Below are 14127 nucleotides of genomic sequence, written 5' to 3'. Positions count from 1 at the left end.
CCCGCGGCCCTCGACACCGGCGCGGCGCCCACCGCGCTGCCGCCGGCGGCCCGCGCCGCGCGGGTCGTGGTCGCGCTCGCGTTCGGTGCGCAGGGACTCGCCTACGGCGTGCTCATCACGAGCCTGCCGGGGTTCAAGGACCGGTTCGGGATCGGCGACGACGTCGTCACGCTCGTCGTCCTCGGGGTGTGCCTGATGGCCGCGGTCGGCACGCTCCTCTCCGAGCGCCAGGCGCGCGGCCCGGGCTCGCGCGCGGTGCTCGCCACGGGCCTCGCGAGCATCACGCTCGCGGTCCTCGTCGTCGCGCTCGCACCGAGCCTGCCGGTGTTCCTCGTCGGCTTCGCGCTCTACGGCCTCGGGCTCGGGCAGGTCGACGCCGGGACCAACATGCAGGCGGTCGCGCTCCAGCGCGCGTACGGGCGCAGCATCCTCACCGGCTTCTACGCGGCCTGGTCGGTCGCGGGCATCCTCGCGACCGTCTACGTCGGGCAGTACGTCTCGCGCGACGTCCCGCAGCAGGTCGCGCTGCCGGTCGTCGCGGCCGTCGTCGCGGTGATCGGCGTGCTCGTGCTGCGCCGGGCCTGGCGGGCGCACGACGCACCGCTCGCTCCCGGGGTGCCCGAGGCGGGCCCCGTCCGCCGCTCGGCCCTGCCGTGGGGCGCCATCACGGTGCTCGGCGTCGCCGTCGTCGCCTACTACGTGGTCGACTCCGCCGCGGCGACGTGGAGCACCATCTACCTCGGGGACGCCCTGGACGCGGCCGACGACGTGGCGCCGCTCGGCTACGGCGTCTACCTCGCGGCGACGCTCGTGTCGCGGCTCGTCGGCGACCTGGCCGTCCGCCGCTGGGGTCGCGTCGCCGTCGTGCGCACCGCGGGGCTGGTCGGCGCGGCCGGGCTGCTCGCCGTCGTGCTCGCGCCGGGAGCCGGGGTCGCGATCGCCGGGCTCGGGCTCACCGGTCTGGGGCTCGGCGTCATCGCCCCGCTGTGCTTCGCCGCCGCCGGGAGCCTCGCGCCGGAGCACGCCGACGCGGTCGTCGCGCGGCTCAACGGGTTCAACTACCTCGGTGCCGTGCTCGGCGGGGTCCTCGTCGGGGCGATCGGCGCCGGCTCCACGCTGCGCATCGCGTATGCGGTGCCGCTCGTGCTCGCGGTCGTCATCGTGCTGCTGGCGCCGCGGTTCGGGACCGGGCGGCCGGCGGCGTGACGACGCTCGGCGCACGCCTCGACGCAGCGACCCGCGGGCTGCCCGCCCCGCTCGCCGTCGTGGACCTCGACGCGTTCGAGGCCAACGCGGCGGACCTCGTGCGGCGTGCCGGCGGCGTGCCGATCCGGGTCGCGAGCAAGTCCGTGCGCGTGCGGCACCTCGTCGCCGCCGCGCTCGCGACCCCGGGGTTCGCCGGCGTCATGGCGTACTCCCTGCGGGAGGCGCTGTGGCTCGTGGAGAACGGCGTCGACGACGTCCTGATGGGGTACCCGACCGTCGACACCGGGGCGCTGCACGAGCTGGCCCGCGACGAGCGCGCCGCCGCCGCGATCACGCTCATGGTCGACCACGTGGGCCAGGTGGACCTCGCGCAGCGCGCCGCCGCCGCGGGTGGGAACCCGGTCGGCGTGTGCCTCGACATCGACGCGTCGCTCCGCCTCGGGGTCGGTCGTGCCGTCGTGCACCTCGGTGTGCGCCGGTCGCCGGTGCACACGCCGCGCCAGGCGGAGGTCCTCGCGGCGACGCTCGCGCGCCGGCCCGGCATCGAGGTCCGCGGCGTGATGTTCTACGAGGCGCAGGTCGCCGGGCTGCCGGACTCCGACGTGCTCGTCCGGGCCGTCAAGCGCGCCTCCGTGCGTGAGCTCGACCGGCGCCGGGCCCGGGTCGTCGACGCCGTCCAGCAGGCCACGGGCGAGCCGCTGCGCCTCGTCAACTCGGGCGGCTCCGGCTCGGTCGGGACGAGCGCCGGCGACCCCGCGGTCACCGAGGTCACCGCCGGCTCGGGACTGCTCGTGCCGACCCTGTTCGACGGGTACCGCGCGTTCGAGCCCCGCCCCGCGGCGTTCTTCGGGCTCGACGTCGTGCGGCTGCCCGGCCCGGGCTTCGCGACGGCGTTCGGGGGCGGGTACGTCGCGTCGGGCCCGGCGACGCGCTCGCGGCTCCCGCGGCCCGTCGCCCCCGCGGGCCTCGCCCTCACGCCGCGCGAGGGTGCGGGCGAGGTGCAGACCCCCTGCGCGGCCGGGGCGTCGACGGGCTCGCGGTCGGCGACCGGGTCTGGTTCCGGCACGCCAAGGCCGGCGAGGTCTACGAGCGCTTCCCCGAGGTGCACCTCGTGCGCGGCGAGACCCTCGAGCGGACCGTGCCGACGTACCGCGGCGAGGGCCGCACGTTCGGCTGACCGGCTGCCCGTCGTCGCTCCGGGCGCTACGCAGGGGACCCGTCGCCCGGACCGGCGGGTGACGAGGCCGCTCGCCGGTAACCTTGCGGGGTGAGCCTGCGCCTGTACGACACCGCGACCCGCCGGGTGCGCGACTTCGTGCCCGTCCGCCCGGGCTCCGTCGGCATCTACCTGTGCGGCGCGACCGTGCAGTCGCCCCCGCACATCGGGCACGTGCGGTCGAGCATCGCGTTCGACGTGCTCGTGCGCTGGCTCCGCCGGGCGGGCAACGACGTCACGTACGTCCGCAACGTCACCGACATCGACGACAAGATCCTCGCGAAGGCCGAGCAGGCCGGTCGGCCGTGGTGGGCGTGGGCGCTCGAGAACGAGCGGGCGTTCACCTGGGCGTACGACGCGCTCGGGGTGCTGCGCCCGACGTACGAGCCGCGCGCCACGGGCCACGTCCCCGCGATGGTCGAGCTGATGGAGACGCTCGTCGGGCGCGGCCACGCGTACGTCGCGGCCGACGGCGACGTGTTCTTCGACGTGCGCTCCTACCCGGAGTACGGCGCGCTGACGAACCAGCGGCTCGAGGACATGGTCCCCGCGCCCGACGGCGGCCCCGCCGACGGCGACGTGCCGACGGTCGTCAAGAAGGACCCGCGCGACTTCGCGCTCTGGAAGGCGCCGAAGCCGGGCGAGCCCGCGACCGCGTCGTGGCCGACCCCGTTCGGGCGCGGGCGCCCCGGGTGGCACCTCGAGTGCTCCGCGATGGCGCAGCGCTACCTCGGCGACACGTTCGACATCCACGGCGGCGGTCTCGACCTGCGCTTCCCGCACCACGAGAACGAGCAGGCGCAGTCGCACGCGGCCGGCCTCGGCTTCGCGCGGTACTGGCTGCACAACGGCTGGGTCACGCTCGGCGGCGCGAAGATGAGCAAGTCGCTCGGCAACGGGCTGCTCGTGAGCGTCCTGCTCGAGACCGTGCGCCCCGTGGTGCTGCGGTACGCGCTCACCTCGGTCCAGTACCGCTCGATGCTCGAGTGGACGCCCGACACCCTCGGCGAGGCCGAGAGCACGTGGGACCGGCTCGCGGGCTTCGTGGAGCGTGCGGCGGAGCGTCTCGGGCCGGACGCCGCGGTGACGCCCGACGAGGTCGCGACGAGCGAGCTGCCCGGCGACTTCGTGACCGCGATGGACGACGACCTCAACGTGCCCGCCGCGCTCGCCGTCGTGCACGAGCACCTGCGGGCCGGCAACAGCGCGCTCGCCGCCCGCGACACCGCCGCGGTGCGCACCGGGCTCGTCGCGGTGCGCGGCATGCTCGACGTGCTCGGGCTCGACCCGGGGGGCCCGCAGTGGGGCGGCCACGGGACCGACAGCCGTTACGCCGAGGCGCTCGACGCCCTCGTCACCGCGGAGCTCGCCGCACGCGCCGACGCGCGCGCCGCACGCGACTTCGCCACCTCCGACGCGATCCGGGACCGGCTCGCCGCCGCCGGGGTCGTCGTCGAGGACTCCGCGACCGGCGTCCGCTGGTCGCTCGCAGCACCACGTACCGAGGACGACGACTGATGCCAGGGAACTCGCAGCGCCGGGGCGCCACACGCAAGCCGGGATCGAAGAAGGGCGCGAGCATCGGCTCGGGGGGCAAGGGGCGCCAGTCGCTCGAGGGTCGCGGGCCGACGCCGAAGGCCGAGGACCGCCCGTACCACCCCGCCGGCAAGAAGAAGATCGCCGCGGAGCGCCGCGCGGCCACCGGGACCGACCGCGGGCCGTCGTCGGGTGCGCGCGTGGCCGGTGGCGGGGCGCGCGCCTCGCGCAGCGCGGGCGGTACCAAGGGCGGACGCGGGGTCTCCGCGACCCACGAGATCGTCAACGGCCGCAACTCCGTCGTCGAGGCCCTCCGGGCCGGCATCCCCGTCTCGACGGTCTACATCGCCGCGCGGCTCGAGGCCGACGACCGGACGCGCGAGATCCTGCGCGCGGTCACCGAGCGCGGCTACCCCCTGCTCGAGGTCACGAAGCCCGAGCTCGACCGCCTGACCGACAACTCGGTCCACCAGGGCGTCGCGATCCAGGTGCCCCCGTACGCGTACGGCGAGCCCGACGACCTGCTCGACGTCGCCGAGGCGTCCGGCAGGCCGCCGCTCATCGTCGCGCTCGACGGCATCACCGACCCCCGCAACCTCGGCGCCGTGCTCCGTTCCGCCGGGGCGTTCGGCGTGCACGGCGTGCTCGTGCCCGAGCGCCGCGCGGCCGGTGTCACCGCCTCGGCGTGGAAGGTCTCCGCCGGTGCCGCCGCACGCGTCCCGGTCGCCCGCGCGACGAACCTCGTGCGCACGCTCGAGCAGTACCGCAGCGCCGGCTGCTTCGTCGTGGGGCTCGACGGCGGCGGGGACACCCCGATCGGCGACCTGCCCTACGCGAACGACCCGCTCGTCATCGTCGTCGGCTCCGAGGGCAAGGGGCTCTCGCGGCTCGTGCGCGAGCACTGCGACGCGATCGCGTCCATCCCGATCGGCTCGGCGGTCGAGTCGCTCAACGCCGGCGTCGCCGCGGGGATCGCGCTGTACGAGGTCGCGCGGCAGCGCGGGGCCTGACGACCCGGGGAGCCGCGCGAGGACATGGAATGCCGTCGTCGTGCGTGCCCGGCGCTGGCATCCTGGGCGCGTGCTCCCCGATGAACGCGTCGAGACCGTCCGCCTGCGCCCGCTCACGGCCTCGGACGAGGCCGAGGCGACGGCCGCGCACCTCGAGCTCGCGACCGAGGGGTTCGCGTTCCTGCACGGGTTCGAGCCCGGGCAGGACTGGGGCACGTACCTCGCGGAGGCGGAACGTGTGCAGGACGGCGTGGACCTGCCCGACGGTCACGTGGCGGCGACGTTCCTGGTCGTCGAGGTGGGGGGCCGATTCGTCGGACGCGTGTCCGTGCGGCACCGGCTGACCGACGCGCTCGCGGTCAGCGGCGGGCACATCGGCTACGCCGTGCGCGCGCCGTACCGGGGCCGGGGGTACGCGACCGCGGCGCTGCGGCGCGCGCTGGACGTCGCGCGGGACGTGGGTGTCGACGTGGCGCTCGTGACGTGCGACGACAGCAACGTCGCGTCCGCCCGGGTGATCGAGCGCTGCGGCGGCGTGCTCGTCGACGTGGTGCGCACCGACGACGGACCGGTGCGGCGGTACCACGTGCCCACGTCGCGCTGACGGCGTGCCGTCCGCCCGACGGCGTCGGCTCGACGGCGTCCGCTTGACGGCGCCGGCGAGGCGGCGCACCCGCGGGGATGGGCCGGACGGGTCGAGGACGGCGGTGGTGGCCGCGGGCAACCGTCCGCCGTGTCACGATGGGACCGATGACGACCGAGCTGCGACGCTGGGACCTCCGCGACGCCCCCGCGCTCCAGGTGGCCCTTGCGGCGTCGCCCGACCTCGCCGTCCAGCTCGGGGGCGGCACCGACCCCCGCGACCTCGAGGCGTGCGAGCGCCTCATCGCCGCGCAGCTCGACGCGTGGGGACCCGCGCACTTCGCGTTCGCGATCAGCGTCGACGGGGATGCGGTCGGCGCGGTGAGCCTGAGCCACGTCGAGCACGTGCACGACACCGCGTGGGTGTCGTACTGGCTCGCCGCCAGCCACCGGGGTCGCGGGCTCGCGACGCAGGCCGTCACGACCGTCGCGGACTGGGCGTTCGACACCCTCGGCCTCTTCCGGCTCGAGCTCGGGCACCGCGTGAACAACCCCGCGTCGTGCCACGTCGCCGCGCGCGCCGGGTTCGTCGTCGAGGGGACGGAGCGACGCAAGCTCCGGTACGGGACCGAGCGGTTCGACGTCGAGACCCACGCGCGGCTGCGGACGGACCCGGCGCCGCCGGACCCCGTCTGGCCGATCGTGGGCCTCGACCGGGTCGTCGCCCTCGGCGCCCGCTGACCGACGGCCCTGACCCCGCGCGGCCGCCACGGGTCGCTCGGCGCGGGTCTCGCGAGGCGGGTGGCTCGGCGGCTCGCCCGAGGTCGCCCGGCGCCGGTGCGGCTCAGTCGCGCCGCGGGGCGGGCACCACGTCGGCGTCCTCGTGCAGGTCGGCCGCGCTGACCCCGAGGATCGCCTGCTCGTCGGGCCGGTACGGGAGGATGTCGCGCACGTAGCTCTGCGCCGCCTCGAGCATCGGGACGTCACGCCCCTGCTGCTGCGAGAGGTACCAGCGGTGGTCGAGCAGCTCGTGGAACACCTGCGCGGGCTCGAGCTTGAGGCGCAGCTCGCGCGGGACGGCCCGCACGGCGGGCTCGAAGATCCCGGTGAGCCAGTCGTGCGCCACGAACGACTCGTCCTCGTTCTGCCGGTCCGTCGCCGCGCGGAACGCGTCCAGGTCGTTGAGCAGGCGCCGGGCCTGGTTCTCCTGGACGTCGAGCCCCGTCAGGCGCATGAGCCGGCGCGAGTGGTGGCCGGCGTCGACGACCTTCGGCTGGATGCTGACCGTCGTGCCGTCGACGTCGGTCGTGATGTCGAGCTCGCCCACGTCGAACCCGAGGTCGTTGAGCCGCTCGATGCGTGCCTGGACGCGCCAGCGCTCGCCCAGCGTGAACGACTCGGCGTCGGTGAGTGCGGTCCACAGCTCCGAGTAGCGCTCGACGAGCATCGCGCCGATCGCCACGGCGTCGACCTCCTCCTCGAGGAAGTCGCCGGCCTGGAGGTCCATGAGCTCGCCGATGATGTTGACCCGGGCGACCTCGAGGTCGTACGCGCGCTGACCGTCGGTGAGCCGGTCGTGGAGGTCGCCGGTCTCGGCGTCGACGAGGTAGGCGGCGAACGTCTCGGCGTCGCGGCGGAACAGCGTGTTGGACAGCGACACGTCGCCCCAGTAGAAGCCGATGAGGTGCAGGCGCACCATGAGGACCGCGAGCGCGTCGATGAGCCGGGTCGCGGTGTCGGGGCGCAGCGACTGGCTGAACAGCGCGCGGTACGGCAGCGAGAAGGACAGGTGCTCGGTGATGAGCACGGCCTCGAGCGGCTCGCCGTCGGGTGCGGTGCGGCCCGTGATGACGCCGATCGGGTCGACGCTCGGCACGTCGATGCGGCTGAGCTGTCGCAGGAGCTCGTACTCGCGGTACGCGACCGTCTCGCCGATCTCCTTGACCGCGATGACCCGCCCGGACAGCCGCGCGAACCGCACGATGTGCCGCGAGATGCCGCGGGGGAGCGCGGCGAGCGTCTCGGCCGGCCAGTTCTCGAGCGGGATGTGCCAGGGCAGGTCGAGGAGCGCCGGGTCGGGCGCCACGGTCGTGATCTGCAGGCGCGCAGGCGGGCGTTGGCTCATGCACCGATCCTCTCATCACGGTCGGACGCGGGGAGGTGGGAGCACCGACAGCGCGCACGGTCCCCACCCGGTCCACACCGACAAGCCGCCGGAACGCCGCGAGGGCGGACCGGCAGGTGCCGGTCCGCCCTCGCGGGTCTGTCAGGTGCAGGTCAGGCGTACGCGATGCGCTCGCCCGAGCCGGCGTGGAACAGGTGCTGCTCGCCCGTGCGGATCCGGACCCAGATCGTCTCGCCCTTGGCGGGGACCTGACGGGGGTCGACGCGCACGATGACCTGCGCGTCGCCCGCGCCGGAGTGCACGGCGGCCGCGGCGCCGAAGTCGTTCGTGAGCGAGCCGTACACGAACGCGTCCGAGCCGAGCTCCTCGACGAGGTTGACCTCGACCGGGATGGCGTCCGGCGTGCCCTGCGGGACGACGTCGAGCGACTCGGGACGGAAGCCGATCGTGACGTGGCCCTTGTCCTCGGTCGTGAGCCCCGTGACGACGTCGCGCGGGACGGCGATGCGGGCCTTGCCGACCTGCGCGTAGCCCTCGAGCACCGGGAACGTGCCGATGTTCATGGCCGGCGAGCCGATGAAGCCGGCGACGAAGACGTTCGCCGGGGTGTCGTACATGTCGCGCGGCGTGCCGACCTGCTGCAGGAGGCCGTCCTTGAGGACCGCGATGCGGTCACCCATCGTGAGGGCCTCGGTCTGGTCGTGCGTGACGTAGACCGTCGTGACGCCGAGGCGGCGCTGGAGCGACGCGATCTGCGTGCGCGTCTGGACGCGGAGCTTGGCGTCGAGGTTCGACAGCGGCTCGTCCATGAGGAACACCTGCGGCTGGCGCACGATCGCGCGGCCCATGGCGACGCGCTGGCGCTGGCCACCCGAGAGGGCCTTCGGCTTGCGGTCGAGGTACTCGGTGAGGTCGAGGATCTTGGCGGCCTCCTCGACGCGGCTGCGGATCTCCGACTTCTGGGTGCCGGCGATCTTGAGCGCGAAGCCCATGTTGTCGGCGACCGTCATGTGCGGGTACAGCGCGTAGTTCTGGAAGACCATCGCGATGTCGCGGTCCTTGGGCTGGACGTCCGTGACGTCGCGGTCGCCGATGAGGATGCGACCGGCGTTGACGTCCTCGAGGCCCGCGAGCATGCGGAGCGAGGTCGACTTGCCGCAGCCGGAGGGGCCGACGAGGACGAGGAACTCGCCGTCCTCGATGTGGAGGTTGAGCGCGTCCACCGCGGGACGCTCCGTGCCGGGGTAGACCCGGGTGGCGTTGTCGAACGTGACCGTAGCCATGATGTGTTCCCTTCACCGGCAGGTACGTGCCGGACGATCCGTAGTGAAAGGTGTCAGAAGTGTCGCCGCTGACACAGACCGGGAGCAGTCGTCGTCCGTGGGAGCGCCTGCTGAGGTAGCTCGCGGGTGCGCACACGGTCGGCGTCGTCGCCCTCGGTCCGCGGCCCATCCTGCCACACGACCTGCCGGCGCAGGTGGGGAGGGCGGGGACGTCTCAGCCCAGCACCGTCCAGCGGTCGGAGTCCCGCGACCACGCGACCGCGCGGCCCCCGAGCGGCTGGACGCCGTCGACCTGGAACGGCAGCGTCCCCGTCCACGTGGGGCGGCCGTCGCGGAGCGCGTACGCCTGCACCCCGCTGGACCCGGTGCGCCGCCCGACGACGACGAGCGAGCGCCCGTCCGTGAGAAGCGTGGGGCTCGTGGCGGGGTCGTCGTCCGCGCCCGGGGCGCGCGCCGGCCGCGTGCTCCACCGCGTCGCGCCGTCGTCGAGCTCGACGGCGCGCAGCGAGCCGTCGTACGCGACGAGGTACGCGACGCCGCCGAGCACGAGGGCGTCGGAGACGAGGACGTCGTCGACGACCCAGCGCACCTCCGCGGTCCCGGCGTCCCACGCGAGCAGCCCGCCGTCCGCGTCGGGCGCCCCGGTGAGGAGGAGCACGTCGGGCTCGGAGCCGTCGTCCACGCTGAGGGTCCGCAGCCGGCCCTCGGGCAGGACCGTCGAGGTCCCGTCCGGGGAGAGCAGCGAGACGGCCTCGCCGCCCGAGACCCCGAAGCCGCGCCGCACGACCCGGTCGCCGCGTGCGGGCTCGACGACGGCGCCCACCTCGGCCGAGCTCGCGGGGGTCGTGCCGAGGAGCGTGCCGTCGGCGCCGAACCGCACCGCGGCCGTCCCGAGGACGACGAGCACGGTGTCGCCGGCCGGCACGAGGTACGGGGTCTGCCCGGCCTGCGCCCACTCGCGCTCGGCGGTCCCCGCGGGCAGGGCCTGCTCCCACGACACCGCGCCCGTGCGCACGTCGCGCGCGCGGTCCTCGAGGCTCCCGTCGGTCGCGGAGCTCGCGGTCACGACCGTGCCGCCGACCACGAGCAACCCGGCCGGCGGCTGCTCGGGCGTGCGGCGGACGACGTCGCCCGTCGCGGCGTCGAGCACCACGAGCTCGGCCTCCTGCGGCACCGGCGTGGGGAGCGAGGTGTCGCCGCCGTAGGACTCCGGCGGCACCGACGGGCGCACGTACCGGCCGCCGACGACGCACACCAGCAGCGGTGCCTCCCCGGTCGTGGCGTCGCACGGGACGGCCTGCAGGTTCTCCACGGCGTCGACGAGGAGCTCCTCGGGACCGCGCAGCTGCGTCGACCACCGGACGTCGCCCGTCGCCGGGTCGAGGGCGACGGCGTTCTGCGCGCCCGAGTCCTCGAACCGGGCCCCGAGGCTCAGCCCGTCGACCTCGGCGCCGGTGTACATGGCGAGCACGTCGCCGAGCCCTGGCTCCCAGCGCGCCTCAAGGCCCTCGCCGAGCGGCGGCAGGACCCCGGGGACCTGCGCGTAGCGGGCGACCTCGGCGCGCTCGCGGGCGTCGAGCGCCGCCTGCGTTCCGGCGAGCGCGGCAACGAGGACCGCCGCACCGGCGACCACAGTCCGGGCACGCACGCGCCGGGGCGGCGTCCCGGGCGTGCCGTCCGCGGCAGCCGTGCCGGGCCCGGAGGGCGCGTCGTCTGCGGGCGCGTCGGGTGCCGGCTCGTCGCCGCCGACGAGCTCGACCTCGACCATCGGGTCCCGGCTCACCGCGTCCCCCCGTCCCCGACGGGCCGTGCACCGTCGGGGCCCGCGCCTCCCCAGGATCGCACCCGCACTACCCGAAGGCCTGCCGGACGAGGCCCTCGTCCCCGCCGCGGCCCAGCAGCACGCGCCCGGCGGAGGTGGTCCAGTCGATGCCGTCGGGCAGCGCCTGCGACCAGAGCCGGCGCCCGTCACCGATCGCGAACGCGGTCGCCGTCGGGACCTGCGCGGCTCCCGCGGCGTTCCGGTCGCGCAGCAGGAGGAGGATCCTGCCGTCGGTCGCGACCCCGGGGGAGTAGTCGCCGGGCCACGGCTCGTCGGGCCCCGGCTCGGCGCGCCACAGCTCGGTCCCGTCCTCGAGGTCGAGCGCCACGAGCGTGCCCTGCGTGGTGGACAGGTAGACGGTGCCGTCCAGGACGAGGGCGGCATCGGCCGGCTCGGAGGGCAGCGACCACCGGATCTCCTCCTCGCGGACGTCCCAGGCGACCAGCCCGCTCGACCCGCCGATCCCGTCGGGCTCGCCGGTCCCGCCCGGCCCGTCGCGCCCCGACAGGAGCAGGAGGTCCGGCTCGGAGCCGTCGTCGACGGTCAGCCGGACCGGCTCGCTGTCGGGCAGCTCGACCCACGCTCCGTCAGGGTCGAGCACCAGTGCCCGGCCGGACCCGGACCCGGGGGCGTAGACCTGCAGCACCGGGAGGCGCTCGCGCGCGACGTAGAAGAAGGCGAGGTCCTGCTCGCCGACGTCGACGGGGGCGGTGGACACGAGGGTCCCGTCCGCGGCGAGACGCTCGACGGACGTCCCGTGCTGCACGAGGAGCGTGTCGCCCAGCGTCGCCAGCCGGGGCGTCGACTCCCGGGGGTCGCCGTGCCGGGGCGCCCGTGCCGTGCCCGGCGAGGTCGTGCGGGACCACTCCTCGGCTCCGGTGAGCAGGTCTCGCGCGGCGACGGTCGTGCTCAGGTCGTGGGCGGCGCGGGCTGTCACGACGAGGTCGCCGAGGAGCGTGAACGTCGCCGCCGGCTCCATCTCGACCCGCAGCACCTCCGCGTGCGTGTGGGCGTCGAGGACGACGAGCTCCGCCGCGGTGGCGACGACGGAGCCGGTCACGGCCGGGTCGTCGTCCTCGACGGGCTCCGCCGGCACGTGGCGCAGCGGGACGAGGCAGGCCAGCAGGTCGCGCCCCCCGGTCGTGACCTCGCAGTGGATCCACCAGCCGCCGCTGTCGTGCACCTGGAGCGGCTCGGCACCGGCGAGCGGGACGGACCACAGGACCTCGCCGGTGGTCCCGTCGAAGGCCCCGGCACGCGGTACCCCGTCGTCGCCGAAGGCGGCGCCGAGCGCGACGCCGTCGGACCGCGTGAGGGGGCTGTTCCACGTCGTCGTGGCCCACTCGCCGGCCGCGACGACGCGGTCCGCCGGCCACAGCGGCTCGAGCGCGTCGCCGACGGGCAGGAGGACGCCGGGGACGTCGGCGACACGCGCGTACGCCGCGCGCTCGCGCGCGTCCAGGACCGCCTGCGTCGCGACCAGGCCGGCGACGACCGTGGCGGCCCCGGCGACGAGCAGGCGTCGGCGGCGGCGCGCGCGTGCGGGGTCCGGTCCGGCGGCCGCTGCCGCGACCGGGGCGGCGACGTCGGCCGTGCCGCCGGACGGGGACCCGGGCGCCGCCACCAGCTCGACCTCGACCATCGGGTCCCGCGCCACGGTGCCCCCTCCTCCGCGGGCGCCCGCCCGTGCGCCGGCGCCCTGCCGCCAGGTTCTCACCCGGGCCGCCCCCGCGGGCACCGTTCCGTGCAGGCGACGCGCGGGTCACGTGCGCGCGGCGTGTGCGCCGCCCCGCACGCGGGCTCAGCCGAGCGCCAGCACGCGGTCCGAGCCGAAGTCGGGGATCCCGAACAGCAGGCGGCCGCTCGACGTCAGCACCTCGACGTCCGGGAGGTTCCCGGTGAACACGCGGCTGCCGTCGGCGAGCGCGAACCCGCTGAGCCGCCGGCCGCCGTCCTCGGTGAGCTCGAGCACGAGGACCATGCGCCCGTCGGTCCAGACACTGCGGTCCGCGCTCGGCGCGAACGTCGCCGTCCAGCGCGTCGCGCCCGTGGCCGCGTCGAGCGCGACGATCCGCCCCGACGCGTCGGCCCCGTACAGCGCGCCGTCGAGCAGGATCGTGTCGGTCCACGGGACCGCGCCGTCGCCGATCCGCTCGCTCTGCCACACCGCCGTGCCCGTGCGCGCGTCCCAGGCGTGGAAGCGCTCGTCCGCGGTCAGCACGAGGCCGGGCGCGGAGCCGTCGTCGACCGACGTGAACGCCGGGACCCCGGGCAGCAGCGGTCCGGGCGAGCCGTCCTCGAGCAGCAGCCGCGTCGACCCCGAGCCCTCGTACGACACGAGCCCGACGCGTCCGCCGCGCAGCGCCTCGGGCCACGCGACGACCTCCGAGCCTGTCGTCGTCGCGTGCAGCAGCCGGCCGTCGGGGGACAGGAGCCACGTGCGGCCCTGCGTCTCGGCGATCTGCAGGTGCCCGCCGGTGACCCACACCGAGAGGAGGACCCCGAAGCTGCGGTCGACGGCGAGCGGCTCGGGCACCGAGAAGCGCCACCGTTCGGTGCCGGTGCGCGGGTCCTCGGCGGTCACCAGGAGCCGGCCCGAGTCGTCGCCGCGCGCCCGGACCAGGGCGCCGCCGAGCACCGCGAGCCGGGTGCTCGGCTCCGTCGGCCGGCGCGCGACGACCTCGCCCGTCGCGGGCTCGAGGACGAGGACCTCGGCCCAGGTGGGGACCCCGGGCCGCGCGCTCGTGTCGGTGTCCGCGACGCCCGTGACGAGGCACACGACGAGACTGCCCGGGCGGTCGTCGTCGGCCTGGCACGCCGGCCCGACGCCGGGGTCGAGCACCGGACCGGACGGCGACGCACCCACGGCCGTCGACCACACCACCTCGCCGGTCGACGACCGGACCGCCCGCACGGTCGGGACGCCGTCGTCGCCGACGAACGTGCCGACCAGGAGGTCCCCCGACCGCACGCCGGTGCGCACGAGGTGCCCCGCGACCCCGTCGGAGGCCCACCGCACGTCGAGGGTGTCGCCGAGCGGCGCGAGCACGTGCGGCACGGTCGCCAGGCGGGCGAGCCGCGTGCGCTCGCGGGCGTCGAGCACGAGCTGCGTCCCGACCAGGACCGCGCACAGCACGAGGGCGACCACGACGAGCGTGCGGCGCGCACGGCGGCCGAGGCGCGGACGGTCCGCCTCGGGAGGTGCGGCCGGGACCGGGTCCGGGGCGTCCCCGGGGACGAGCTCGACCGCCTGCATGTCGCCACGGCCCATGCCCCGCAACCTACGCCGCGGTACGCGGTCCGGCCCGACGGGCGAGGAGAGCGACGAAGGCGACGGACGCGCGCGT

11 protein-coding genes are annotated in these 14127 nt (G+C 75.9%); 6 read left to right on the top strand and 5 right to left on the bottom strand.

Going from position 1 to position 14127, the window contains the following annotated elements; genetic code table 11:
- From AB6N24_RS05830 to AB6N24_RS05805, 6 genes are all read left to right on the top strand, one after another.
- On the top strand, positions 1-1206 hold a 1206-nt coding region (locus tag AB6N24_RS05830), incomplete at its 5' end, for an MFS transporter (protein ID WP_412868479.1).
- Positions 1203-2477: an alanine racemase gene (locus AB6N24_RS05825; protein WP_412868478.1), complete on the top strand. Its 1275-nt coding sequence runs from the start codon at positions 1203-1205 to the stop codon at positions 2475-2477. The genes AB6N24_RS05830 and AB6N24_RS05825, both read left to right, overlap by 4 nt.
- Positions 2474-3940, top strand: coding sequence for a cysteine--tRNA ligase (gene cysS, locus AB6N24_RS05820; protein WP_412868477.1), 1467 nt, complete (start codon positions 2474-2476; stop codon positions 3938-3940). Before AB6N24_RS05825 ends, cysS begins: the two co-directional genes overlap by 4 nt.
- Positions 3940-4968 carry a 23S rRNA (guanosine(2251)-2'-O)-methyltransferase RlmB gene (rlmB, locus tag AB6N24_RS05815; protein ID WP_258724279.1) on the top strand — a complete coding sequence of 343 codons (1029 nt, stop codon included), beginning with the start codon at positions 3940-3942 and terminating at the stop codon, positions 4966-4968. The genes cysS and rlmB overlap by 1 nt, the downstream gene beginning before the upstream one ends.
- Positions 4969-5038: 70 nt before the next feature.
- Entirely contained in the window at positions 5039-5572 is a 534-nt protein-coding gene (locus AB6N24_RS05810) for a GNAT family N-acetyltransferase (RefSeq protein ID WP_412868476.1), read from the top strand.
- Positions 5573-5718: 146 nt separating this feature from the next.
- Positions 5719-6291 (top strand): GNAT family N-acetyltransferase, encoded by a 573-nt coding sequence (locus tag AB6N24_RS05805; RefSeq protein ID WP_412868475.1) that lies wholly within the window; start codon positions 5719-5721, stop codon positions 6289-6291.
- A 103-nt stretch (positions 6292-6394) separates the two neighbouring features.
- On the opposite strand, the gene AB6N24_RS05800 is transcribed toward AB6N24_RS05805, so the two are convergent.
- From AB6N24_RS05800 to AB6N24_RS05780, 5 genes are all read right to left on the bottom strand, one after another.
- Positions 6395-7675, bottom strand: a complete 1281-nt coding sequence (locus tag AB6N24_RS05800; RefSeq protein WP_412868474.1) for a DUF4032 domain-containing protein — start codon at positions 7673-7675, stop codon at positions 6395-6397.
- Positions 7676-7827: 152 nt separating this feature from the next.
- Positions 7828-8958, bottom strand: coding sequence for an ABC transporter ATP-binding protein (locus tag AB6N24_RS05795; protein ID WP_412868473.1), 1131 nt, complete (start codon positions 8956-8958; stop codon positions 7828-7830).
- A gap of 214 nt (positions 8959-9172) precedes the next feature.
- Positions 9173-10741 carry an outer membrane protein assembly factor BamB family protein gene (locus AB6N24_RS05790; RefSeq protein WP_412868472.1) on the bottom strand — a complete coding sequence of 523 codons (1569 nt, stop codon included), beginning with the start codon at positions 10739-10741 and terminating at the stop codon, positions 9173-9175.
- A 67-nt stretch (positions 10742-10808) separates the two neighbouring features.
- Positions 10809-12437, bottom strand: coding sequence for an outer membrane protein assembly factor BamB family protein (locus AB6N24_RS05785; RefSeq protein ID WP_412868471.1), 1629 nt, complete (start codon positions 12435-12437; stop codon positions 10809-10811).
- 144 nt (positions 12438-12581) lie between these two features.
- On the bottom strand, positions 12582-14051 hold the full coding sequence (locus AB6N24_RS05780; protein ID WP_412868470.1) for an outer membrane protein assembly factor BamB family protein: 1470 nt from the start codon (positions 14049-14051) through the stop codon (positions 12582-12584).
- Between the last annotated feature and the right edge of the window lie 76 nt (positions 14052-14127).

Origin of the sequence: Cellulomonas jepli, from assembly GCF_047229345.1 — a bacterium.
Taxonomy (GTDB): Bacteria; Actinomycetota; Actinomycetes; order Actinomycetales; family Cellulomonadaceae; genus Cellulomonas_A.
This window is presented reverse-complemented; position numbering and strand designations above follow the sequence as displayed.